Annotated in this window: 19 protein-coding genes; 17 read left to right on the forward strand and 2 right to left on the reverse strand. The window is 41.7% G+C overall.

Annotation, left to right across the window (positions count from 1 at the left end; translation table 11 throughout):
• Positions 1-58 precede the first annotated feature (58 nt).
• The 16 genes from AC27HD_RS17210 to AC27HD_RS17285 all read left to right on the forward strand — a co-directional run bounded on the left by AC27HD_RS17210 (position 59) and on the right by AC27HD_RS17285 (position 20,275).
• Positions 59-1,492, forward strand: a complete 1,434-nt coding sequence (locus AC27HD_RS17210; RefSeq protein WP_032096173.1) for a sulfatase family protein — start codon at positions 59-61, stop codon at positions 1,490-1,492.
• A gap of 268 nt (positions 1,493-1,760) precedes the next feature.
• Positions 1,761-2,672, forward strand: coding sequence for a sugar kinase (locus AC27HD_RS17215; RefSeq protein WP_032096174.1), 912 nt, complete (start codon positions 1,761-1,763; stop codon positions 2,670-2,672).
• Positions 2,669-3,664: a TRAP transporter substrate-binding protein gene (locus tag AC27HD_RS17220; RefSeq protein WP_032096175.1), complete on the forward strand. Its 996-nt coding sequence runs from the start codon at positions 2,669-2,671 to the stop codon at positions 3,662-3,664. The genes AC27HD_RS17215 and AC27HD_RS17220 overlap by 4 nt, the downstream gene beginning before the upstream one ends.
• Positions 3,661-4,164: a TRAP transporter small permease gene (locus AC27HD_RS17225; RefSeq protein ID WP_052010181.1), complete on the forward strand. Its 504-nt coding sequence runs from the start codon at positions 3,661-3,663 to the stop codon at positions 4,162-4,164. The genes AC27HD_RS17220 and AC27HD_RS17225 overlap by 4 nt, the downstream gene beginning before the upstream one ends.
• Positions 4,161-5,453 carry a TRAP transporter large permease gene (locus AC27HD_RS17230; RefSeq protein ID WP_032096176.1) on the forward strand — a complete coding sequence of 431 codons (1,293 nt, stop codon included), beginning with the start codon at positions 4,161-4,163 and terminating at the stop codon, positions 5,451-5,453. The genes AC27HD_RS17225 and AC27HD_RS17230 overlap by 4 nt, the downstream gene beginning before the upstream one ends.
• 27 nt (positions 5,454-5,480) lie before the next feature.
• Complete coding sequence (locus tag AC27HD_RS17235; protein WP_032096177.1) at positions 5,481-6,254, forward strand: SDR family NAD(P)-dependent oxidoreductase; 774 nt, start codon at positions 5,481-5,483, stop codon at positions 6,252-6,254.
• A gap of 45 nt (positions 6,255-6,299) precedes the next feature.
• Complete coding sequence (gene kduI / locus AC27HD_RS17240; protein WP_032096178.1) at positions 6,300-7,130, forward strand: 5-dehydro-4-deoxy-D-glucuronate isomerase; 831 nt, start codon at positions 6,300-6,302, stop codon at positions 7,128-7,130.
• A 131-nt stretch (positions 7,131-7,261) separates the two neighbouring features.
• Positions 7,262-8,059, forward strand: a complete 798-nt coding sequence (locus AC27HD_RS17245; RefSeq protein WP_032096179.1) for a DeoR/GlpR family DNA-binding transcription regulator — start codon at positions 7,262-7,264, stop codon at positions 8,057-8,059.
• A gap of 310 nt (positions 8,060-8,369) precedes the next feature.
• Positions 8,370-9,782, forward strand: a complete 1,413-nt coding sequence (locus tag AC27HD_RS17250; protein ID WP_487107368.1) for an FGGY-family carbohydrate kinase — start codon at positions 8,370-8,372, stop codon at positions 9,780-9,782.
• A gap of 147 nt (positions 9,783-9,929) precedes the next feature.
• The gene (locus AC27HD_RS17255; RefSeq protein WP_032096181.1) at positions 9,930-12,122 is read left to right on the forward strand and encodes a bifunctional rhamnulose-1-phosphate aldolase/short-chain dehydrogenase; all 2,193 of its coding nucleotides are present in this window, start codon (positions 9,930-9,932) and stop codon (positions 12,120-12,122) included.
• 9 nt (positions 12,123-12,131) lie between these two features.
• On the forward strand, positions 12,132-13,427 hold the full coding sequence (rhaI, locus tag AC27HD_RS17260; RefSeq protein WP_032096182.1) for an L-rhamnose catabolism isomerase: 1,296 nt from the start codon (positions 12,132-12,134) through the stop codon (positions 13,425-13,427).
• A 120-nt stretch (positions 13,428-13,547) separates the two neighbouring features.
• Complete coding sequence (locus tag AC27HD_RS17265) at positions 13,548-14,693, forward strand: alpha-hydroxy acid oxidase (RefSeq protein WP_032096183.1); 1,146 nt, start codon at positions 13,548-13,550, stop codon at positions 14,691-14,693.
• A 107-nt stretch (positions 14,694-14,800) separates the two neighbouring features.
• Entirely contained in the window at positions 14,801-15,598 is a 798-nt protein-coding gene (locus AC27HD_RS17270; RefSeq protein WP_487107371.1) for a hypothetical protein, read from the forward strand.
• 149 nt (positions 15,599-15,747) lie between these two features.
• Complete coding sequence (locus AC27HD_RS17275; protein ID WP_052010182.1) at positions 15,748-16,275, forward strand: RNA polymerase sigma factor; 528 nt, start codon at positions 15,748-15,750, stop codon at positions 16,273-16,275.
• Positions 16,276-16,327: 52 nt separating this feature from the next.
• Positions 16,328-17,335, forward strand: coding sequence for a FecR family protein (locus AC27HD_RS17280; protein ID WP_032096185.1), 1,008 nt, complete (start codon positions 16,328-16,330; stop codon positions 17,333-17,335).
• 9 nt (positions 17,336-17,344) lie between these two features.
• Positions 17,345-20,275 (forward strand): TonB-dependent receptor, encoded by a 2,931-nt coding sequence (locus AC27HD_RS17285; protein WP_081926518.1) that lies wholly within the window; start codon positions 17,345-17,347, stop codon positions 20,273-20,275.
• Between the two features lie 43 nt (positions 20,276-20,318).
• Here the strand turns inward: AC27HD_RS17285 and AC27HD_RS17290 are convergent, their stop codons facing one another.
• Positions 20,319-23,063 (reverse strand): TonB-dependent receptor, encoded by a 2,745-nt coding sequence (locus AC27HD_RS17290; protein WP_487107374.1) that lies wholly within the window; start codon positions 23,061-23,063, stop codon positions 20,319-20,321.
• Between the two features lie 11 nt (positions 23,064-23,074).
• The gene (locus AC27HD_RS17295; protein ID WP_032096188.1) at positions 23,075-24,142 is read right to left on the reverse strand and encodes a Ca2+-dependent phosphoinositide-specific phospholipase C; all 1,068 of its coding nucleotides are present in this window, start codon (positions 24,140-24,142) and stop codon (positions 23,075-23,077) included.
• 199 nt (positions 24,143-24,341) lie between these two features.
• Between AC27HD_RS17295 and AC27HD_RS17300 the strand changes: the two genes are divergently transcribed.
• Positions 24,342-26,144, forward strand: coding sequence for a metallophosphoesterase family protein (locus AC27HD_RS17300; RefSeq protein ID WP_081926519.1), 1,803 nt, complete (start codon positions 24,342-24,344; stop codon positions 26,142-26,144).
• Positions 26,145-26,319 lie beyond the last annotated feature (175 nt).

The following is a 26,319-nucleotide window of genomic DNA, read 5'->3' on the forward strand; positions in this document are numbered from 1 at the left end:
TCCCCTCTAGTCTCCGTGGGCTAGAGGGGTTTTTTATTTCATAACTGGGAAAATACAGATGAAAACGCTGCTTTCACTTATTCTTATTATTTTATGCCTTGGTGTTGCAAGTGTTAATGCAAAAGAAAGCATGAACGAAGAGCGTTCTCGGCCAAACATTTTATTTATACTAGCCGATGACCATAGGTGGGATCTATTGGGTTCCAAATCACACATTGTGAAGACGCCAAACCTTGACAAGATTGCAAGTGAAGGCGTTATGTTTGATAACGCGTTTGTCACTACCCCTATATGTGCATCCAGTCGCATCAGCATATTAACCGGCTTAACGGAAAGAACGCATGATTTCACATTTGGCCGTCCTGCTACTGGCAAAGAGGAATCGTCTAATATGTACCCCGCTTTACTCAAAAAAGCAGGTTACAGCACTGGATTCGTGGGAAAATATGAAATAAAAATTTCAAACCCTGATAGTCAGCGTTTCGATTATTTTAAGCCTCTATTACAATCGAAAACGAATGAGTGGAAAGGAAAGCAAATACCTCAAACATACTACATTCAAAATTTAGCGAGCGAGTTTATTGAACAGGCTTCACAGAAAAATAAGCCGTGGGCTTTAGCAGTCAACTTCTGGAATCCCCACGCTCATGACATTGATAAAGAAGATCAATTTCACTACCCGAGCGAATTTGAAGACATGTACTCTGACACGACTATCCCTCCAGCAGCTAATTCTGAGGATAAAATCTATGCAGAATTACCTGACTTTATTAAGTCATCAATGGGGCGAATAAGGTGGGAGTACAGGTTTGCAACCCCCGAATTGTATCAACGAATTATTAAGCGCCATTATCGAGCAATTAGTAGCGTTGATAAGGCGGTGGGCTCTTTGAACGAATTACTTGAGTCACTAGGTGTAGATGACAATACAATAATCATTTATACCGGCGACAACGGCTATGCACTCAATGAAAGGCAATTAGCTGGCAAGTGGTTTGGGTGGGAAGAGGACCTTCGTGTTCCATTGATAATCAAAGATCCACGTATTAAAAAGCAAAAAGCGTCGCGGGAAATCGCGTTGAATATTGATATTGCGCCAACAATCCTAGATTTTGCAGGTGTCGATATACCCGATTCCTATCAAGGAAAAAGTTTAATACCACTTGTAGAGTCTAATGAAGTTGAGAGTTGGCGAAAAGAGTTCTTCTTTGAGCATATGTATCAGCCTAAGCGCGCTCCTATCCCACCAATGTATGGTCTTAGAACCACACACTGGAAATTAGTCAATTTTTATAAAAATGACCATATCCAGCTCTATGATTTAGAAAACGATCCAGGAGAGACTCACAATTTAGCTTACGACGACAAATTCAAGTATCTGGCAAAGGCGCTTCTCCAACGCGCTAATGAATATGTTGAAAAGTACGAATCTGAGCGAAGCGATGAAGTTAAAAAACGAGATGATTTTGTAAATAAGCTGCCATCAAATTAACTATATCAGTTTACTCACGTTGGTGTTCACCAAAGCGCTAACGTGAGTAGTATCGCTTTTTCTTGTAAACATCTAGTTTGATATACCACATTTTCATCTTTCCTAAAAATGTCCTTCACTGCCTATCTTCTCATTTTATGATTGCTTTTGAGTATTGATGATTGTTATATGTTCATATACAATCATTTTACAATTGTTTAATGATTTTTATTGCGTGAAGATGCTCTTAAATGTAATTCACGCAACATTGAGGTTGGAGTGCAGTCGGGTGAAGTTAGCAATTATTGGCGAATGTATGATTGAGTTATCGAACAGTGAAGATGAGCTTTACCAACTCAATTATGGTGGTGATACTCTTAACACCGCTATATATCTCTCTCGTTGCGGCGGCGAGGTAGAGTATGTTACCGCCTTGAGCGATGATGTGTTTAGCAACAAAATGCTTGAGAACTGGAAAAGTGAAGGTGTCGGTGTAAAACACGTAAAGATACTGACCAATAACGTTCCAGGCCTATATCTCATCGAAAATGAAGCTAATGGTGAAAGACACTTCCATTATTGGCGCTCCCAGTCACCTGCTAAATTATTAGTAGAACAATGCCCAGAAATTTTCAAAGAGCTTGAAGATTACGACGCCATATTTCTCAGTGGCATTACCTTGTCTATCTATTCTGAACCCTCAAGAGCCAAGCTGTTTGATTTTTTGAATACATATCGTGCTAAGGGTGGAAAAGTTATTTTCGATAATAACTATCGTCCGAAAAGTTGGCCCTCGATTAATGAAGCTTCCAACGCGTTTAATCAAATAATGAATCTAACGGATATAGCGCTCTTGAGTATGGAAGATGAAATAAGCTTACATGGCGAGCATTCAATTGAATATTGTATAGAGCGATGGTTGAAAAATGGTGCTTCAGAAGTCGTAGTGAAAAATGGTCCAGACGGTGTTTTTGCAGCGAATATCAACGGAAAGTACGAGTTTGATGTTCCAAATGTTGTTGAACCTGTAGATACAACTGCTGCCGGCGACTCTTTCAATGGCGCATTTCTGGCGAAAAAAGCTAAAGGTGAAGACTTAGAAAATTGCATTCGAGCTGGCCAATTCTGTGCGGCTCAAGTAATCCTACATAAGGGCGCAATTGTTCCTCGTGAACTAAAGTTGCTTGAGGAAGAACAATGAGATGCTACCGATTGTTTTGTCTTATTTTACTACTACCGCTATCAATGTTGAGTGGATGTAGCAAAGAAGAAAAAAGTGACGCTTACATAATTCGATTGGGCCATCAGCTTGATATAAACCACCCTGTCCACAAAGGCCTCGTTTTCTTGAAAGAAGAACTAGAGCGAAACTCTAATGGCGAGATGTCTATTGTCATCTACCCCTCTTCTCAAGTTGGTGATGAAAGAGAAGTTCTTGAGTTGATCCAAATCGGTAGCATGGGGATGACGAAGGTATCAGCAAGCGCACTTGAAACCTTTGTTCCGGAAATGAAAGTATTTAGTCTACCTTATCTCTTTAATGACCAAACGCATTATTGGAAAACATTAAAAGGAGAGGTTGGAACAAAGCTACTTGAAGCTGGTGAACCATATCGCTTCAAAGGGTTGGGGTATTTTGATGCCGGTTCAAGAAGCTTCTATACCACCAAAAAACCAGTTCAGACGCCTGGTGATTTGAAGGGCCAGAAAATCAGAGTCATGAACAGCCAAACGGCTGTATCTATGGTGAACACTATGGGGGGATCTGCGACACCCGTAAGTTGGGGCGAGCTTTATACTTCTCTACAGCAAGGTGTGGTAGACGGCGCGGAAAACAACCTCCCGAGTTTCTATTTCTCGAAGCACTATGAAGTTAGCCAATTTCTCATCTTAGATGAACACACCTCTATTCCCGACGTCATTATTGTGGGAACTCATGTCTGGGACCAACTTAGCGCTACTCAAAAAACATGGTTAGAAGATGCTATGCAAGCGGCTACGGACTATCAAAGGGAAATGTGGGCAGAGTCTACAGAAGAGTCATTGGCGATTGTAAAAGAAGCTGGAGTTCAGGTTATCGCAGCAGACAAGCGACAATTTCAAGAGAGTGTAGCCCCTATTTATGAAGAACTTCGCGGTTCGGAACTTGAGAAGTTGGTTCAACAGATAAAAGGCCTAGGAGAAAATAAATGAAATCACTACTAGTTTCGATTGCTGTGTTAAATAAATATCTCCGCGTTTTTTTGGCCCTAATGCTGGCGTTATTAGTGTTGAACGTAACATGGCAAGTTATCACTCGCTTTATTTTGCCTCACCCCAGTTCGTTCACTGAGGAGATGGCCCGATTTTTACTCATATGGATAAGTTTGCTCGGCAGCGCTTACGCATTTCATACCCATAGTCATTTAGGCTTTGACTACCTTACAAAAAAATTGAAGCAAAAAGGGGCATTACTCGCAGCTAAATTAGGCTACGCGTTGATTATCTTGTTTGCATTAGGTGTGCTTGTAGTGGGTGGGGCAAATCTTACCTACATAACGTTCTTGCTGGAGCAAGCATCTCCTGTCTTAGGCATCCCTATGGGGTTCGTTTATATCGTTGTACCGGTAAGTGGAATGCTGTTTGTTGTCTACGGTGTATTGGGACTGCTTGAAATGAACAATACCAATAAGCTTAGGGAGCAAGCACTATGACTTCACTAGTACTCTTTGGGATATTTTTAATACTACTGCTAATAAATATTCCTATAGCGATAAGTATCATCGTTGCCACTTTAGCAACAATGTTACTGACAATTGATACGCTTCCGGCGCTAACAACGCTTGCGCAACGCTTGGCGGTAGGAGTGGACAGCTTCGCACTGTTGGCCATTCCGTTCTTTGTTTTATCGGGGTATTTGATGGGGCAGGGGGGCATTGCAGTAAGACTTATTGAGTTTGCAAAAGTATTGGTAGGAAAACTTCCTGGTGGACTTGCGTTCGTAAACATTATTTCCTGTGCGCTTTTCGGTTCAATTTCGGGTTCAGCAGTCGCTGCAACCTCTGCGGTAGGTGGTTTTATGGTACCTGCTATGGAAAAAGAGGGATATAGCAGACCTTTCAGCACCGCGGTAACAGTTACCGCTGCAACAACCGGTATGTTAATTCCCCCTAGCAATATACTCATTATATATTCATTGGCCAGTGGTGGTGTATCCATTGCTGCGCTGTTTATTGCTGGATATTTACCCGGACTTTTGGTCACTGCGTTGCTCATGTTAGGGGCGGGCTACTACGTCAAAAAAACGGGAATTAAAACAGACAAAACTATAGTGGTTGGGAAATTCTGGCCAAGCCTTTTTGGTGCTGTGCCGTGTTTATTTCTGATTGTATTGATAATCGGTGGAATAATAGGAGGTCTGTTTACTCCGACTGAAGCTGGCGCTATCGCAGTTCTCTACTCACTAGTTCTCGCACTAGGGTTTTATAAGGAACTTAGCACTAAAGATCTTTATCCCATTTTACTGAAAACTATCAATACTACCGCAATCGTCATGTTTCTTATTGGCGCCTCAGCATCAATGTCTTGGTTAATGTCGTACGAAGAAATACCTCAAGCAATAAGCAACTCATTACTTTCGGTGTCTGAAAACGCCATCATAATCTTGCTGATAATGAACCTCATTCTGTTGGCAGTTGGCACATTTATGGATGTCACGCCAGCCGTACTGATATTTACTCCCATTTTCTTACCCATAGCTGAGATGCTCAATATATCGCCTTTGCATTTTGGGATAATGATGATTCTGAATCTATCAATTGGTCTTTGTACTCCTCCTGTGGGTAGCGTGCTATTCGTAGGGTGTAGCATTGGTAAGGTATCTATAAGCAGCATAATGAAGCCTATTTTGCCTCTCTATGCAGCAATGCTTGTTGCACTGGCCCTTACCATTATTTTCCCCGGAATTAGCGAATTTTTGCCCAAGGTTTTGGGTCTCATTTAATTTTAAGTAAAACTTAGGAGACGTTACGTGTCTGATTATTTAAGTAGACAATTTGGATTACACGGTAAAGTAGCTGTTGTTACAGGTGCTAGTAGAGGGCTAGGGCAAGGTATTGCTCTTGCCCTAGGTGAAGCGGGGGCAACAGTAATTGCTATTGGCTCATCAACTAAAAGTGTAGAGGCTACACTTAAGTTGTTGGCAGAAAAGGATATCAAATGTGCAGGTTATGGCTGTGACCAGTCCGAAACAAAGCAAATTATTGATACGGTGAGTGACATTATCAAAGACCATGGTCATATAGATATTTTAGTAAATAATGCTGGCACGATTAAGCGCTCTCCAGCACACGAGTTTTCAGATGAAGATTGGAACGAAGTTATCAATGTGAATTTAAACGGTGTGTTTACTTTTTGTCGTGAAGCGGGCAAGCAAATGCTTAAACAGGGGAGCGGCAAAATTATTAACATTGCTTCTCTATTGAGTTTCTCTGGTGGTATCACAGTTCCAGCTTACGCAGCGAGTAAAGGCGGTGTGGCTCAGTTAACGAAGGCACTGGCAAATGAGTGGGCAAATAAAAATATTCAAGTTAACGCAATAGCTCCTGGATATTTCGAAACAGACAATACTTACAATATCCGCCAAGACCAAGCGCGTTTTGAAAGTATAACCAGTCGGATCCCAACTGAAAAATGGGGCCAGCCAGATGATCTCGGTGGCGCCGCTATTTTCCTTTCTTCACGAGCATCTTCATACGTGAACGGGCATGTACTACTTGTTGATGGCGGCTGGATGGCACGCTAGAACGAGCCATCCTATCTTTCGAACAACACATCAAATAGGCATATTATGAATTTTTTGTTTTCTACTAATAAACGCAGTTATCCAAGTATGACCAACGAGGAGTTAAGAGAAGCTTTCTTAACAGAGGGGCTTTTTACACCTGGTCATTTATCGCTTACTTACACAGATGTCGATAGGGCAGTTATCGGCGGCGCTATGCCGACGCAGTCACCCATCGAACTACCTACTCATAAAGAACTTGCGGCTGACTATTTTTGTGAGCGCCGAGAGCTGGGAATTATTAATATCGGTGGTGACGGTTCAGTTACAGTAGACGGTGAAAATTTTGACATGGCTAAAAAAGACAGCCTATATGTTACTAGAGGTAGTAAAGAGGTTATCTTATCGTCAGAGGATGCGAGTAATCCTGCAAAATATTACATGATTTCATATCCTGCGCACCGCGTAACTAAAACCGTCCATGTACCGAAAACGATGGCAAAACAAATTGACCTCGGTTCTCAGGAGACATCAAACGAGAGAACAATATTTCAATCTATAAGACCAGGAATTGTTGATAGCTGTCAGTTAGTGATGGGGATTACTGAATTAAAAACGGGAAGTGTTTGGAACACCAAACCTCCACACACGCATTTTCGTAGAACTGAGATTTACATGTACTTCGATATTGACCAAAGTGAACGCGTTTTTCATATGCTTGGTGAGCCAAAAGAAGTGAAAACGCTACCGCTGGCCCCTGAAGTTGCAATTGCGTCTCCGAGTTGGTCTATCCATAGTGGTGTAGGAACGACAAACTATAGCTTTATTTGGGCCATGGGTGGTGAAAACCAAGAATTTGATGATATGGACCACATTGAGATTTCATCTTTAAGCTAAGTTTTAGCCTGTAAATAGCCATCAAGTAGGTCAGTTTTATCAAAATCAATCATGTGATGAGTTTTTTGATTGATTTTGGTTGCTTTGGTGATTATATTAAACGCTATAACGCCAAATAGGACAGAAAAGTAATGCTTGAAAAGCAGCGACAACAGTTAATTCTAGAAGTTTTAGAAGAGTCCACCTTCGCGAGTGTTCCAGAATTGTGTAGTCAATTAGGCGCATCTGAGGCAACGATTAGACGTGATTTAAAAAAATTATCGTCTCAAAAGAAGATTAAAAAGATTAGGGGCGGTGCACAAGTTATCGATAGTGGTTCTACCTCAAATTTCTATCTTTCTGGCAATGCATTTCTGATTGATAAAGAAAAGAATGCAGATATTAAACGCGCCATTGCTAAAACTGCATGTGAACTTTGTAATGACGGTGAATCGATCATTATCAATGGTGGCAGTTCTACATACATGATGGCGGAGTTCTTGAGAGACAAAAGATTGAATGTACTCACGAATTCATTCGTATTGGCCCAGGATTTAGTTGAAAATAGCCAGAATCAAGTGACCTTGCCAGGTGGTGAGGTATATAGAAAGCAGAGCATCATTTTAAGTTCTTTCGAGAATGATACTACACAGAACTATCGCGGCACTATGATGTTTATGGGAACGCCAGGTATCAGTAAATACGGTGTCATGGAATCTGATCCATTGCTTATCTTGGCAGAAAAAAAGCTACGCAAGCAGGCGGATAAACTGGTTGTATTGGCTGATAGCACAAAAATTGGATTGCAAAGTAACCTTGTTTTCTGTGATTTAGAGTCTGTGGACATTGTAATCACTGACAATCGTGCTGATAAAGCGCAGTTAGACGAAATCAGAAGCTACGGTATCGAAGTTATTGTTGTTGACGTTGAGACATTAGAAGCTGCCTAATAATTAGCGTTTTCTCCAAAGAGGTTTCTCAGAACGTAGAAACCTCTTTATATTAAATACCCTCCTAAAACTCATGCTGCTTCCAGCATTTACTACTTAACATTAAGTAGTCGTATCAGTGATTACTTTCAATCAAAAGCTTTCATTTGCAATCATTGTTTGTTATACATTGACTTAATAATCTAGAAGTATCTTCGAGAGCAGTCATAAGCAGCATTGCTGATAAGCGTTTGAGCTCACGCTATAGCTACAACTAACTTGACGCTCCTTTGATATTACATTCACAAGAAAATTCGGAGTTAATGCTAGAGTGAAAGCTGTTTTAGATATTGGTAAAACTCATATAAAACTATTGTTTGTTTCAGGCAGTGAACAAGTTGCTAGTTTCAGCTGCAAAAATGCTCCAATTGCAGGTCAGTACCCTCAGGCGGACGTAGACAGTATCTGGGATTGGATAGTAGAAACCTTGAAGTCGTGCACATATACAAAAGAGGTTGAGGGATTTGTGGTAACTACACACGGTGCCACAGCGGCACTGATTGATAGCAATGCGACAGATAGATCTAAAGCACTTGCACTTCCAATACTAGACTATGAATATCAGGGTATTGATGAATGTTCGCAACGTTACAAGGTTGAACGTCCGGACTTTAGTGAAACCTTGTCCCCACTATTGCCTGCAGGTTTGAATCTTGGGAAGCAGCTCTATTGGTTACAGGAAAAGTACCCGAAAGAATTTGCAAAGGCTAATGCTATTCTTTTGTATCCGCAGTATTGGGCATGGAGGTTGGGGGCAGAATTAAGCGCAGAGGTGACCTCTTTAGGATGCCACACAGATTTATGGCATCCCGCTGCGCAACAATTTTCTTCTTTCACAGTTAAAAAGAAATGGGCGGAGCTATTCCCACCTATGAAGAATGCATGGGAATGCATAGGACAAATAAGCGAAGAAGTATCTAAGCAGACTTCACTGTCTACGTTATGCAATATTTATTGCGGCATACATGATAGCAATGCGAGCTTCTTGAGATATCTAAATATCAATTCTCAATCGAGCGAGCAATTTACTGTCATGTCTACGGGTACGTGGACTATATTAATGCAGTCTGGAGGAGACGTGAGTACTCTTCATGACAAAGTAGACACCCTAGCTAACGTAGATATCAACGGTAACCCAGTTTCTTGTGCGAGATTTATGGGAGGTCGTGAGTACGAGCGTATTTGTACTACGCTCGGTGGCAATATAAAAATGAACCCAACAGAATCAGAAATTCAAGACGCTATAAGTCATTATTGGCGGGTTACGCCTGACTTTAGTGAGGGCAATGGCCCTTTCCCCAACTTGACGCCTCAATTGCTTTGCCCTGAAAGACCAACCGCGCCACAAGCCATAGCAACCCTATATTGCGCTCTTATGATTAATCAGCGGTTAAATGACCTCGAAGCTGTTGGAACAATTTATATTGAGGGCGCGTTCCTTAAAAACCCACTGCTCTGTCGCTTAGTTGCGCAATTGCGCTGTCATCAGCCGGTTTTCGCCTCGACTGACAATACTGGCACCGTACTAGGTGCAGCAGCGCTCATAGGCTATGAAAAACACAACCAGCATTCACTAGATTTGGAAAAGGTAGAGCCCTCCAATTTTTCTGGGCTAGACTCCTATGCTGATGAATGGATTGAATTAGTCAAAATCGCTCAAAAACAGACTCATATCAGCTTGTAAGCTGTTTAATACTCATGATGCAGTCAAAATGAAACCAATTATGATTGAAAATGATTGACACGGATTGGAAGTGGCGTGTATTGTTACCGTAATAATCAATGTTTACATTTATGAAACATATCTAACTGATAATTTTAGGACACTGTAATGGCTTTTAAACCCGATGATTACAAGCATGTTAAGTACCTTTGGAAAGATGAAGAAGCAGATAAGCTCTCACCTGTAGAGAATTTAGTATACCGCTCAAATAAGCTAGGTGAAGACCAACGAATCACCAATACTGGCGGTGGAAACACATCTGCTAAACTACTCGAAGAAGATCCCTTAACAGGCGAACAAGTAGAAGTGCTATGGGTTAAGGGCTCAGGCGGTGATTTAAGAACATCAAAAAAAGAGAACTTTTCTTCCCTTTATGCTGACAAACTCCGTGCGTTAGATAACGTTTACCAGCAATATCCGGATAAAGGGTATAAAAGCGCTGGTGAAGACAAAATGGTAGGCATGTTTAAGCATTGTAATTTCTGCTTAAACCCTCGCGCCTCATCAATAGATACGCCTCTGCACTCAATGATTGAAGAGAAGCACGTTGATCATCTACATCCAAATGCCGTAATTTCTGTAGCATCATGTAAAGACCAAGAAGCACTCACTGCCAAAATATGGGATGGGAAATTAGCCTATGTTCCTTGGATGCGCCCTGGTTGGGAAGCAGCAAAAGTATGTGAAGATGCATATGAAGCGAATCCGGATATATGGGGTATTCTTTTAGGTCAGCACGGTCACACTAATTGGTCTTCAGAAAGCAAAAGTTGCTACGAAACCTCATTATGGGTCATTGAAACTGCGGCGCGTTATATTGAAGAGCATGATAAAGGCGATAAAACGTTCGGTGGACAAAAAGTAGAATCTCTTGCCCAAGATAAAGCGAGAAGCCTACTCACTGACTTTATGCCTATCGCAAGAGGAAAGCTATCTTCTAATGTTAAATACATTGGCACGCTTCAAAATGATGAGGCCACACTAAGGTTCGTCAATAGTGTTGATGCTCCTCGTCTTGCTGAGCTTGGTACTTCCTGCCCAGACCATTTCCTAAGAACGAAAATTAAACCACTTTATATCGACTTTGATCCTAAATCAGATGCACTTGAAGAGCTTGTTGCGAAATTTGATGCGGCGTTAGAGAAATATAGACTGGACTACACGGCATATTACGAAGCATGCAAACGTGACGACTCACCAGCAATGCGCGATCCAAGCCCAACAGTAGTGCTAATTCCTGGCGTTGGAATGATTGCTTGGGGTAAGAACAAAAGTGAATCCCGTGTTACCGCTGAGTTCTACAACTGTGCTATTGAGGTAATGAGAGGCGCAGAAGCAATTTCTGAATATACTGCTCTTCCTGCCCAAGAAGCATTTGATATCGAATACTGGGCTTTAGAAGAAGCCAAACTGCAAAGAATGCCAAAAGAGGCTCCTCTTGCTAGAGACGTTGTCGTTGTTATAGGTGCTGGAGACGGTATTGGTAAAGCAACAGCACATCGTGTTGCACGGGAAGGCGCGCACGTTGTCTGTGCCGATCTTCGCCTTGAAAACGCTAAAGCAACTGCAGAAGAATTAGAAGCTATTTACGGCAAGGGTATTGGGGTAGCTGGCACGGGTATTTCGTCATGTGGCCCGGCTATTGCACTTGGTGTTGATATAACCAAAAGAGAAACCGTAGAGGAATTATTTACCAATGTAACCTTAGCTTATGGCGGCATTGATAAAGTTATTGTTACTGCGGGTGTATTTATCGCAGAGGGCGCAGATTTAGCGAAAAACGATGAAGTCTTTGAGCTGAGCTTCAACGTGAACGTAAAAGGCGGCTATGTTGTGGCTTCTGAAGCGCAGAAAATCTGGGAAAAGCAGCAAATGAAAGGAAATATGGTACTCACCACAAGCGTTAACGGTGCAGTGTCTAAGAAAGGTTCACTAGCTTACGACACGAGCAAATCTGCTGCTAACCACTTAGTTCGTGAACTTGCTGTAACGTTGTCACCGCTCGTTAATGTCAACGCTCTTGCTCCTGCCACCGTAGTTCAAGGTAGCAGTATGTTCCCGCGCGACCGCGTTATATCTTCGCTGACGAAGTACGACATTCCGTTTCAAGAATCAGACTCGACTGAAAAGCTTCGTACAAACTTGGCTGAGTTTTACGCGCAAAGAACATTAACAAAGTCACCAATTACACCTGAAGATCAAGCTGAAGCAGCCTACCTACTTGTATCTGGTCAGCTTAACAAAACCACAGGTCAAATTATTAGTGTAGACGGCGGTTTGCACGAAGCCTTCCTACGCTAGGAGTATATTATGTTACGTAGAATAGAATCATCTTTAATTAAAGAACGAAACGAAGAACTTTATAAAGATTTAAAATCTGATTATGACGCCTTAGGTGAAAAGCTAGGTCGTGACGGTATTGATATTGAGACGTTCACAAAAGCCGCAGAGCAGTTTCAAATAGCAGTACCATCGTGGGGAACAGGTACGGGTGGAACTCGATTTGCTCGTTTTCCTCTTCAAGGCGAACCTCGCAATATTTATGAAAAGCTTGAAGACTGCTCTGTGATCAATGAGTTGTCAGGGTGCACAGACAGTGTGTCACCTCACTTCCCATGGGACAAAGTTGACGATTTCAAAGAGCTAAAGCAGACGTCTGATGAATATGGTCTGAGTTGGGTTTCAGTCAACTCAAATACGTTCCAAGATCAGCCGGGTCAAGAAGTATCATACAAATACGGTAGCTTAAGTAATACGCAAGAGGCATCTCGAGAGCTTGCTATTCAGCATAATCTAGATTGTATTGAATATGGGCAAGCTTTGGGAGCTAAAAGCTTAACAGTGTGGGTTGGTGATGGTTCTAATCATCCTGGACAGCAGCATTTTCAACGCGCTTTTGAACGGTATCTATCAAGCATGGAGAAGATCTATGCTGGCTTACCAAGTGATTGGGAAATGCACATCGAACATAAAATGTTTGAGCCAGCGTTTTACTCAACAGTTATTCAAGACTGGGGTTCAAACCTACTCGCTGCAATGCACTTAGGTCCTAAGTGTAAGTCTCTTGTTGACCTAGGGCATCATGCGCCAAATACAAATATTGAGATGATAGTGTCTCGTTTAATTCAATTCAAAAAGTTGGGTGGCTTCCACTTCAATGATAGTAAATATGGCGATGATGATTTAGATAGCGGTTCACTGCATCCCTATCAGCAGTTTCTTATTTTCAATGAATTGGTTGATGCGAAGCACCGTCAGCAAGAAGGTTTTGACCCTGCGTATATGCTAGACCAGTCGCACAATGTAACAGATCCTATCGAAAGTTTAGTGATATCCGCTATTGAAGTTCAACGCTCTTACGTGAAAGCTTTATTAGTCGACAGAGATGCCCTCTACGGACACCAGCAAGATAACGATGCAATGATGGCCTCGATGGAGCTCAAAAAAGCGTTCAATATAGATGTAACACCGATTCTTGCAATGGCTCGCTACCGTAAGTCTGCAGCAATTAACCCTATTGGAACTTATCGTTCGCTTGACTATAGAGAGTCGATGGATAAGGCGCGTCCGCGGGATCCAAACGCTACGGGCTCTGGCATTGTTTAAACCTGAAATAAGATAGCCGCTTTCTATCTGTACTCTACAAAAAAGCGATTGAAGAAGAATAAAAAAGAACAAGAATAATAAAAATAGCTGTTGTTAAACTATTGGAATAAGAAAACGCATATGTTGTTGAGTAATTGTCATAACTATCATGATTTTAGAAAGTTAGCGCAGAAGCGGTTGCCCGGTCCTATATTTAATTATATCGATGGGGGAGCTGATGACGAAGTGACGATGCGTCGCAATTCTGAAGCTTTTCAGAATTGCGATCTTATCCCAAACGTTCTAACAGGCGTAAAGGACATTGATTTAAGTGTAGAAGTGATGGGGCAGAAGCTTGCCCTTCCAGTCTATTTATCTCCAACTGCACTGCAGCGATTGTTCCATCATCAAGGTGAGCGAGCCACTGCTGGTGCAGCAGAGAAATTCGGCACTATGTTTGGTGTCTCTTCACTGGGTACAGTGAGCATGGAGGAGATAGCTAAAAAGTACGATACCCCTCAAGTGTACCAATTTTATTTCCATAAAGATCGTGGTTTGAATATGGCCATGATGGAGCGAGCCAAAGAGTCTAATATTGAAGTGATGATGTTAACCGTTGACTCTATTACCGGTGGTAATAGAGAGCGGGATTTGCGAACTGGCTTTGCAATTCCGTTTAGGCTAAATCTTCAGGGCTTATGGCAGTTCGCAACAAGACCAATGTGGGGTATTAATTATCTTACCCACGAGAAGTTCTCTCTTCCTCAGCTAGATGCACATATCGATATGGGAGGGGGCGCCAGTTCGATAGGTGATTACTTTACCAATATGCTCGACCCCTCTATGAACTGGAAAGACGTTGAGGAAATGGTTAAGTTCTGGGACGGTCAGTTCTGTTTAAAGGGTATCATGAGTGTAGATGATGCCAAACGTGCTGTTGATATTGGATGTACGGGTATAGTTATATCGAATCATGGTGGCAGACAATTAGACGGCTCGAGAAGCTCTTTTGATCATCTAGCTGAAATTGTAGACGCAGTAGGCGATAAAATAGATGTTATTTTTGATAGTGGCGCCCAGAGGGGCACCCACGTCTTAAAAGCATTAGCCCTTGGAGCAAAAGCTGTCGGGTTAGGTCGTTATTATCTATTTGCACTTGCTGCAGCTGGCCAAACGGGCGTCGAAAGGGCAATGCAGTTGATGGTAGCCGAAATAGAACGCGACATGCGTTTGATGGGTTGTTCAAAAATAAGTGATTTGAATCGTGACCATATAAGATTTAGGTAGATTCAAATCCCACGCATTATTTTCGTCCCCGTATTGATAAATATTTAGTCTTCATAGTTGTAGTTTTTAATCAACTGCAAAATTAACTTACCCTAAATGGATAAACTATGAAGACTATCGCTGCACTAATTATAGCTAGCTTATCTTTTCCATCTTTAGCTAGTACTTCAGAAGTACAGGACTTTAGGCCTCTTTTTAAATTAAGAAGCGACTTACAGTGCTGGCCAACTGAGCCCGCTCAAGGGCTAAATTCTGGTATCTGTAATAACAAATCCTCATTTCAGGTGACGCCTCCTTCTGTTTACGCGGAAAGCTATTCCGAATCAATAGGCGGAAATAGTCATTCACTTATCACTTATTGGGCTTACTACGGTAATCAAAACGGCTGCACCACGTTTGATAGCGGTCATTCGGATGATTGGGAGCCAGTAACGGTGCACACTGTAAATGGCTCGATAAAGCATGTCACTTACTGGCAGCACAATGGTAGATATACAAAACCTGTTTCAGAGATTGAGACGGATGGCAGTCATCCGGTGGTTTATGTCGGAAAGTACTCTCACGGCAATTATCACGACCAGCGTAGTAGGGCATCCTTTGACAGCTGGGCATTTGGAACGGGGAACTACTGCTACTATTGGAAAGATCCCAGAGGGCCAGGTCAAACATGGGCTCCTGGAGTTCAAGCACTTTCTAGTATTGGACAAAACAGTGTTTTTCCTGGTTCTACAAACCCAATAAACAGAGATCTTAGGCCGCATGAAAGAATGGTGTGCAGATCTGACGGAGGAAGGATTTTAGCTGGAATAATTGACGGAACAGAAAATACTTGTGATAGAAACCCTTCTTATTTAAAAGATGAAAACATGTTGCTTAAAGATTTGTTTTATCTTGATATCTATTAATTTTCAGTGAGGTGAATTTTTTCACCTCATTTCATTTAGTATTTGAGGCGAAGTGTTAGATTTTAAAGGGTGTTATTGAGCTCCTGAAATCATAGTGTCACACATGAGATATATGATAAAAATACAGAACTTTAGTAAATTAACTAACAATGAAACCAGCGGAAGATTTACATTGGGATGAGTTAGATAATAACGACGTTAAAGATTTATTTACGTCGCTTAAGGCATTCATCCGAAGTTTAACAGTCGATAGAAGCCAAGCTGACGATATCTTCCAAGAGACAGTGTTAAGGACGAAGAAAAGCAAGCAACTATCGGAATTAGACTCTCCACTCGCCTATATGATTACGGTGTCGAAAACCGTTTTATACGATCTTCAGAAAAAAAATGTTCCGCACTACGTCGATATTGAAGAAGTAAGTATTCAGTCTGATGACTATTCGCCAAGTAATACTTATTTTAATCAACAGAAACTGGCGCTGGTAGACAATATACTCTTAAACATGTCACCCATCAGAAGAGAAATTTTTCTGCTTCGAAGAGTAGATGGCTTGGCGCGAGATGACATCGCTGAAAGGTTAGATGTTAGTGTTGAGGTAGTCAAAAAACACCTAACAAGAGCGATGGTAGAAATCACGATGAAACTTGAAGAGGCTGGGTGGCTTGAGGACAATTAAAGATGAAATTCTATCTCTTAATTTTATTATACAGATTTAGCGGCGTGAAAAGATGACATTGATAGTGTTAGAGGAAGCAGCAGATTGGGTTGATCGTATTGATGAACTGAATGAACAGGAGCAGCATGATTTCGCGCTTTGGCTTGCTGTAGAGAAAAACAAGGTTGCTTTTCAAAAGATAGCAACCGCCATGGGACAGCCTGAACTCGCTGCACGTGCTATAGCCATGTCAGCAAGAAAAGCGCCGCGATCGAAAAATAGTCCAGTGAAGAATCAGAATGCAGAGAATAAGATAGAGAAAAGTCGTATTGCTACTTACTGGTCAATTGCTTCAGCAGCGTGTATTGCATGTATAGTGGTGTATTTTACTGCGGGTAATGTTGATTCAACGGCGAACTCTGGTAAAGGGCTATCTACTCTTGCTGAATATGAAATCAGTACTTTTAACGTTATTTCAACGTCTGTAACAGAAGAAAAGTCTAACGTGTTAGATGATGGCTCAATTGTTTATCAAGGTGGTGATAGTCAAATAAGCGTAGCGTTTAGTGCGGAAAAAAGAGAGGTTAAACTCACTAAAGGCCAGGCATATTTTGACGTTACGCATGCGCCTGAAAGACCGTTTATCGTGGATTTAGATGAAGCAACAATCACAGTCGTAGGGACTGCTTTTGACATTGATCGGCTAGAAAATCAGACTATTTTAAAAGTCTATGACGGTACGGTAAGAGTTAATGCCGACCGCGAAATTCTTTTAAATAGAGGTCAAGAAGTTACGCTTTTAAATGGTGCTATTACAGAAAGCTCGGTATTTACGCCACAGCAGCTTCCAAGTTGGAGGATGGGGTGGTTAAGTATTAAAGACACACCCATAAACGAGGTGATAGCAAAATTGAACCGTTATTCGTCACGACACCTCAACTACATAGGTGACCCAGATGTAGTTATCTCAGGGCGATTTAGCTTGCGCAATATTAGTGAGTCTCTAGACCTATTATCTACAATGCAAGAGTTCTCGGTTGAGCAAACGAGCTCAGATTACATAGTGAGACAAGTAAAGTAGTCGTTCATTATGCTTAAAAGCGTCTCGTGTAGATGTAGGGTGATATTGCTTTGGTCGTTAATTGTAAGTGACACAAGCCCTTTTGCTTATGCCTCTACCGTTGACCATGAGAGACTAGAAAGTATAACGCTTTCTTCTACATCACTGAGTCAAAGCTTAGAGCTAGTTGTAGAAAAATTTGGTGTCGGTTATGTCACATCCCCTTCTCTAATTAAGGGGGTAATGTCGCCCGCTATCTCTGGCAGGTTTACGCTCGAAACGGCGATGAAACATGTACTAGATGGAACAGGATTAACCTTTAGCATTACACGTAGTGGGGTAGTCATACGAAAATCTGAAAGCGTAATCGACGAAACTGTTATAGAAGAAATAAACGTTAACGGAATTCGTGGCTCTCTAAACCTCTCTAGACAAGAAAAGCGCAACGAGAAACAGGTCTCAGACGTTATAGTCGCTCAAGACATTTCAAGATACCCAGACAGAAATCTAGCAGAATCGATGCAACGAATTCCTGGAATGAGCATTACGAGAGAAGCGGGTGAGGGACGTCAGGTGGTGCTGCGAGGCTTAGACCCCGATCTTACTTTGGTTACGATAAATGGAATGCCTGTACTGTCAAATAATGACTCCCCTATGGATAGCAGGACACAGAGGGATAGAGATCGCTCCTTTGATCTCAACTTGTTTACGTCAGAACTTTTCAGCAAAATTAAAGTTTTTAAAAGCTACTCTGTAGAGCAACCAAGCGGCGGCGTGGCTGGTATTGCTGCACTAACCACAGCAAAACCTTTCGATTCACCAGGACTCCAATGGAACGTTTCTCATCAAGTCGACACAAATCAATATGCAGAAGGTCTTTCAAACCGTTCTTCATTTACTTTGTCTTCGACGAACAAATATTGGGGCATGTTGATTTCAGCAGCCTACGGACGAAGGTCGTATCAAGAGCAAGGTGCAAATACCTTTAGATGGAGACGACTTGCTCCCGAGGGAGCAAATGTCTCTGCCTTAGATTATGAACTTGTTGAAGCTTGGCAGAATCAGGAAATTAGGGTTCCAAGAGGAAATCGCTATTCTGTGTGGCGAGGAGATATGGACCGCCTAGGTATTGGAGCGACTCTTGAGTATCAAACTGACATCAGTCATTTCACAATCGACTGGATCTACGGCCGACTTGATAGCCAACGACAAGAGAACCACCTCTATCCACGGGGCTTTCAATCGACGCCAACTATCGAGGGCGAAACCCTTATTACGGAGGCAGAGGTTAACTCAAAGCATGAACTCGTTTATGCGGACTACCAAAATGCTCGTGTTGGCACAGAAAGCCGTCATCAGGAAGTATCAACGCAGTTTAAACAAGCCGTGCTGAACTTCGAGCACAGAATGTCGAGTGATCTTTTATTTGATGGTGTGCTAGGTGTGCAAAGTGCTACTTATAAAATGCCTCACAGTATTCGAGCTTACATGAGAGGAGAAAGTGATGTTTCTATCGACTACAGAGACGATTATTACTTCCCTAGCATAAAATATAGCGCTGAATTGACTCGTCCCGATATGTGGCAAATGAACGAGCTCGACTCTGAGCAGTTTATCTCTACGTCTGATTTTACTTACCTGAAAGGTCAATTACAGGTAAATACAAGCCTGCGAAGTGCCTGGGAGCTGGGTTTTGAAATCGTGCAGTTTGAAAATACGTCCAAATACACGGATATCCAAAACATCCTAAAAGAACGCTGGTTATCTACACGAGAGGCAGTACCTCAAAGCACAGCATATGTTTTTGATAGTCATCAGCATTTAAATTGGTTAGCTCTTAGACCAGAACAGGTATATTCTTTTTACAACAAACCTTCTTCGGTAGATTCACTATCACTGTCTTATGCTCCAGACCGCGTTATTGACAACGTGATAAAAGAAAGCCGAACGTCTTTCTTTACTCAATATTCTGTCGAAGATAGTGATTGGACATTCAATGCAGGGCTTCGAGCTGAGCGGGATAATTCTTTTATTTCGGTGTTTCAGTCTAGTCTTAGTAATCGCTATAACCTAAGCAATATTGCGCTTCTTCCCTCAATGCAATTTAACTACCGAAGAGATGAGCAAGTAGTTAAAGTCGGAATTAGCAGAACATTGGGCCACCAAGAATTGGATACCTTGACACGAAATATTCAGCTCATCGATGATGAAAATATTGTTATTCTTCCCAATGATAGGCTTAAGCCTATAAGTGCTTACAATCTCGATCTAAGCTTCGAATCATATCCGGGAGAAATCGATAGATACTCGGCCAATGTATTTGGAAAATGGATAAAAAACAGTATAGCTCCCATGAGTCAACGCTTGCCCTTGAGTGACGTAGCGAGAGATTATCCTGAATTATTTTCTAGTGATTTTGAAAGTGTTTACATAGATGTCGTAACGCCAACGAACCAAGGCACTTATTTTTTATATGGCGTAGAAGGAAGTGTGCAGTTGGAATGGCCCTTGGGCGAATATATGTCGCGCTTTAACGTACTTCACGTTGGGATAGTGGCAAATGCCAGTTATACGTTTGGAAATGTTCAGTACTACAACACTAGTACCGGTGACCGCCTAGATAAAAAGGCTGCGCCTTATCTTTCTCCGCTATTGGCTAATCTTACCGCCTATCTTGAGGGATACGCTTTGAGCCTACGACTCTCAGCCACCTATCGCGATGAGTATATTGCAAGGGTAGATGGAGGAACCTTAGTTGATGAAAATGAGACAGGATTTTTATCAACACTATATATGGATGCAGTAATAGCTTATCAAATCACTGATAATGTAGAGCTAAGGATCGAAGCAACTAATCTCACTGATGAGCGAGAAATTCAGTACTCCGATTCTTCTTATCGTCCATACAATACCACAGTGAACGGTCGTAATTACTCTCTTGCCATTTCTTATCGCTATTAAAAACTCGAAGGGCTTATTTTTGTAGCCCTTCGAGTACATTCATTTACATCGAGTAAGTAAGACCTAAGTAAAAGGTTCTTCCACTAACCGTCGTGTTGTACAAACGGTCATCCGAATCGCTGTATTGCTCTTCGCGTTCATCAGAAAGGTTAATACCTTCTAGTGTTACCTTGAGATTATCGTTTACATTATAAAATGCTGAGAAATCCCAGTAAGTGGTGCCATGAAAGCCTGCCTCATCTTGGTCGCTGCTCGACGTTTCAACCTGCGTTAAGTAATCATCACGATAGGCTGCCGAAACGCGCATTCCCCAATTGTCTGTCTCGTAATACATCGTTGCATTGTAGATATTCTCAGATAATCCATAAAAGGGGCGGTAAACTTCTACACTTTCACCATCAACTAAAATATTGTGTAAAGATTCGCCATCAGAATACGTATAGTTCACAATAGCACCAAGATTATCGAATGGTGCTGGCAGAAAATCGAAATCACGCTGGAACGCTATTTCCCAGCCTGAAAAGTCGCTTTCTGCTAAATTTTGAGGTTGAGAGAATGTATACAGTGTATCAGGCGTTTGCGTATTTCCATTTTCGTCTACCATGCCTTCGATTAAGGATAGCGGATATCCTGTATCACCATAGGCTATTGGAGAAACATTAGTAGCAATAAAGTTATCAATTTCTTTTTGGAAGTAAGTGACAGAGGCATAACCGACTTCATCAAAGTAATACTCAACACCCGCCTCCATATTGATTGTTTCAAAAGGCTGAAGACTAGGATTACCGGCATTGATACTCAAACCACTTGAACCAAATAATGGGTCAGTATTTACCGTACCTGATACAGATAAACTACCCAGTGTAGGTCGAGTGACGTTTTTCCCTGCGCTCGCTCTCAGAACAAGGCTCTCTGTGTAATACCATGCAACATTCAGTGTGGGTAACAGTCCATCATAGTCCCTTTCTACAGTGACGTATTCACTACCATTCACTATGCCACTAGATTGAATATCGGTATCAAAATAGCGCAAACCAAAACTAGTTCTCAGCTCAGAGTCAGGCAATAGCAGGTCATATTCATAAGTCGCGTATAGCGCCGCGGTCTCTTCTACGACTTCATTAGGCGCATCGCTATACATAATGTCGCGTTCAACATCGAACGCGTTTAGCACAGCGCCAACGTCAGTACTTAGCCAATCTTGTTTTTTGTGAATTGAGTTTACATAAACAAATTCAGGGTTAATCACATCGCTTACTTCGCCACTTTGCCATGCACTTCTTAATGCATTGCCAACTTGTTCTCTGTTGTTGCTGTGTTCGAACTTTTTAAAGGAACCACCAAATTTCAAAGAAGCGTTATCAGACAGCAAGTAATCCGCATCGAGCTTAGCGATATCAAAGCTATTTTCTACCTCGTCTTCCTGAAGGTCTATCTCATGGTAACGAAACTCATTGATATCTGTTGGATCAAATCCATTGATGTAGGTATTGGTGCCATAAAATCGGTCCTCCCTGTAATCTATGGTCATATCAGCGAAAGATTCTAAGTAGACTTTTGCACTATTACTTTCATATTCACTTTGCATATGGCCGAGTAGGCCTGAAACCGTAAATGCATCGGTCACACGCCACTGTGCGTTTAGCACCAACTGTGAAATGTCTGTTGTTGCTTGTTGATCGCGACTTTCTGAGTGCAGAGCGGTATTTTCCCACGAAGAATATATAACTTCGTTGTTTTGGTTATATTCTATGTCAGTCAAGCCAGAGCAAAAATTGCGTGCCCCGTCATAGTCTGCACCTGTGCAGCCAAGTGCGGTAGAACTTGAACCTCTGCTTTGTAAGTGAAACTCTCCTCTATCGTTATCAAGTGTGCCGTATAATGCATCGAGTTCAAGCGAGAATGCATCAGACGGTCTGTATTGAAGTGCCACTGTAGCGCCAACCCTAGTTTGTTCACTATTAAATTGTGAGTATCTACTGCCTCGTGAGAAACGTAGATTGCCGCTATTTACGGCTTCTTGATCTGCTTGTGATAGTGTAGATATGTCGGAGCCTTGGGCGTTGCGAGGCCGCCAACGATAGGTGTTATAACCTTGTTCAGCCGTATCACGCTTGCTGAGTGCCAGTGAGACAAGAGCGCCAAAATCACCCCACGTGTTTGAAACTAAGGCTGCGACCCTCGGGCTTACGTCGTCTGTTAGTGAATTATCGCCCGCTTGCGCACTGATTACACTTTTGAATCCATCGTAATTAAATGGTTTCGCGGTATAGAGTTTTACAGTGCCGCCTATGCCGCCTTCATCCATTTCTGCAGAATAGCTCTTCTGAACGTCAATTTGGTTAAATAGTTCGGACGCAAAAATGTTAAAATCAAAAGAACGAGATAGGTTAGTTGTTCCTCTACTGTCCATTGCAGATGAGGATGTACCTAGAGCTTCCATGCCGTTTAATTGCACTTGGGTAAAATCTGCGTTAAGGCCTCGTAGAGATATTTGTCTACCTTCACCAGCTTCACGGGTTATGGTTACGCCTGGTATTCTTTGAATAGATTCCGCTAAATTGAGGCTCGGGAAGTCAGCGATATCTTCAGCAAGAATTGAATCTTGTGAACCTAGGGCGTCCTTTTTTAAGTCTTTAGCTTTTATAAGTGAGCCTCGAAAACCACTCACTACAATCTGTTCTATCATTTCATCTTCTGTCTGTTGTGCTTGAGCAGAAAATTGCGTCATGCAGGTGGCAGATAAGACAGCTGTAGCTAAGAGTGTTTTTTTGAAGTTAGTATGCATGGGTTTACCTTTTAATTGATTAAATTTTGATGTTTAACAGCGTTAAATCTTTTCAAGCAGTCATTCTCGAAAGAAACTGAATAACCACGACGTATGGATTGGGGAGACTGGTTATAGAAATCGCTAGAAATGAACTGAGCCCCACTGGCAAATGCTGCATCTCTTTGCGCTCGCAAGCTTTGTGTAGTTGCCGATAAATCAGCATCAGCACGAGTTCTCACTAGAAAACCATCTTTGACGAGCGCTTGAATTTCTTGCTGACTTTTAACTGGATCATTTCGAATGAATATTGCGGCAGCGTCGGAGTGTTCTGGGACAGAGAGAAACATGCTTTTATTTTGAAGCGTTGAATTCTGTTGAAGATATATCTCTTTTTGAGCTTTATTAGCATCGAATAAAAACAAGAATTTACCTCGAAGTGCCTCAACACTTGGCCAGCCAGTCTCTGTTATTGCTGCCCTTAACGTATGATGGCGACCCCTAACGCGATCTGGCGTAACTAACTTGCTCCCGAATAAGTGCGCAATTTCGTTGTCTAAGTGTTGATAGTCTGAAACGGAAAAAGCGACAGGGGCCGCCTTACTAAGAAACGTTGGCTGCGACTCTTTCGCATTCACAAGAACAGTAATGGGGAAGTGATTAGGGTTAGCTTCTGACCACCTTAAAAGTTGTTTTGCGCAAAGCTGTAAGGTTAAACAATGCGTCATCACATCTACGTGTGGAATATGAAGAACCTTAAACCCAGGTTCTGCCAAAATTTGGCGTTCACTCTTTGAAAACCAATTACTATTGGCAAGTGTTTCTATTTCTGGCGTGTTGTATTGATGCCCATTTGGATCGTTAACCACATCAATTTCAATTTGACGAATTCCTAAATTCAACTGTTCTTGAAGCGAAGGATGAATATAAGAAATCTTCTTTAAAAGTTCCGGTGATACATCTTTTAAAAACTGCCTAGCCTCTGGTGGTAGCGCTTTTTTGTAGCTATTGTGAGAACCAATAATTTGATAATGATCCAGTGATTTCGCGTAAGAAAAGGCGCCAAAAACCAGAGTTAAAGAAAGTAAAAGATAACGCATGGGTATACATTCAAAGACTATTTTGAAGGGTAGAGCGGAGTTGTTTGAAAAAGGGGACAGGAAATTTTTGCTAAGGGATAAACTTCATAAAAGTGTCATACAGCAAAACCTTTTTTACTAAATTTTTTGTGAACCACTGTCCCCACTTAGTGCTAAGTGCTGTTATTAGTATTAGTGACTTACTGAACGGGGCTGCGTTTTGAGTAAAAATGGAAGAAGAACTAAAGAGATACGAGTATTTAACGTTAGCAAATTGAATGTACTGTCATGCGGGTTGCTAGTTATATGTTACTTCTTTGCAGTTATTTCTATTAATGTCGCTGCCAAAAACGAATCTCAGCAGGTAAAAATCGCCTTCATAGCTGATATCCATCTTCATTCACCTGAAGGCGCAGCGGCAACGCTTCCTAAAAGTGCCTTGCCAAAAGATCCTTCAAGCCACGCCCCAATATTACTGAGAAGTATGCGCTCTCAATTGAGTTCTACTCGTTTGTTCAATGAAAATATTATGGTGTTTAAAGAAGCGCTTGATGATGTAGTAGCAAGGAATATCAAGTTAGTAGCGTTACCAGGTGATTTCACTGACGACGGTCAGCCAGTAAATATTCTTGCATTAAAGGAAATACTAGACGAGTACCAGCAAAAGTATGGACTACGGTTCTTCGCTATCAACGGCAATCACGATCCGGTCAGGCCTTTTACACGTCCTGGCGGCAAACGCGACTTTCTGAGCCGAGAAGGTGCAGAAATCAGTGTTATGAGCCCAGCACATCAAGATTGCGTGTCTGGAAAAAGTGATTTTTGCTCAGAACTACTTAAAGAGTGGGGGTATAAAGAGATTGCTCAGTCACTATCTGAACATGGTTTTTCACCTTCGCCTGCAGACAAGTTATTCGAAACACCATTTAATACGGTAGACTTAGCTAAGCGATATTGGACATGGTGTGATGGCGACGAATTTTGCGTAGATATGCCTGACATGAGCTATTTAGTAGAGCCTGTAGATGGTCTTTGGCTGTTGGCGATAGATGCAAACGTGTATAAGCCAACAGGTAGTTTGAGCAATAAACAATTTGATGGGTCGAGTAACGCAGGTTATGACGCACTAATTGAATATAAACCTCAGCTCGTAAAATGGATCCAACGAGTTGTCGAGCGTGCAAAAGAAAATAATAAAAAGTTGGTTAGCTTTAGTCATTTCCCCATGGCTGATTTCTCAGACAAACAAACGGATAAAATTACCAGTTTTCTAGGCGAAACTGCCATGCAGCTGACTCGCCAACCCTCTAATAATACAACCAGAGTGTTAGAAGCGACTGGCTTAAAGTTACATCTTGGAGGTCACATGCACCTCTTCGATATTAGTCAGTCACCAGACGCTGAATTTACGAATGTGCAAGTGCCTTCCTTAGCAGCTTATCAACCTGGATACACCATAGTAAAAATTGATAAGGATGGTGAAACTCTAATAGAGACCGTCATCGTTAGTGACGTTAAAAATTTCGCAAAATGGTTCCCTGTTTATGAAAACGAGTGGGAATACCTTCAGCGGAGTGGACAAGGGTTATGGGGAAAAGAAAACTTAGAAGCTAGTAGTTTTTTGGATTTTACTGATAATCATTTAAAACAAATTGTGACTAATAGATATCTAAAAGAGTGGCCACCAGAGTTAGTAGAGCTATTTTCATCTAATACAATTGGAAGCCTTGTCGAGATGACTCCATGCTTTTTCAACTATAAAGGAAAGCAAGAGTTTGAAGGGTTCAACGCTATGACTTTGATTTTTGATTTCTACAGGTCGAGAAATGCAGGGGGTTTAGCCGAATTAGATGTGAAGTATGATTTCTACAACGAGTTGGCTCATGCATTTGATGAAAATCGCTGCGAAGGAGGTTTGCCAGAGGATAAGTGGATTAGAGAACTTAAGCAGGCTTTATCCATGATTACTGGTAGCATTCTTGCGTCCCAGCAAGATCAAGCTGGCATTGAGTTGTCACTATGATTCAAACGCTAATATTTGAAATTCCTCTGTAAAGGAGAAGTTCTCCTCTTAGTGCACTTGGCATATGTCGAGTACGGGCTAGTCGCATATTGGTTGCTTCTTCATTACGCCATGATAACTGCTAAAGTCTATAACGAGACGTGCTGACTTCTTTGTCGAGAGAACATTTGAACGC

It is taken from the genome of Alteromonas sp. 4NS20-0143, assembly GCF_057542855.1.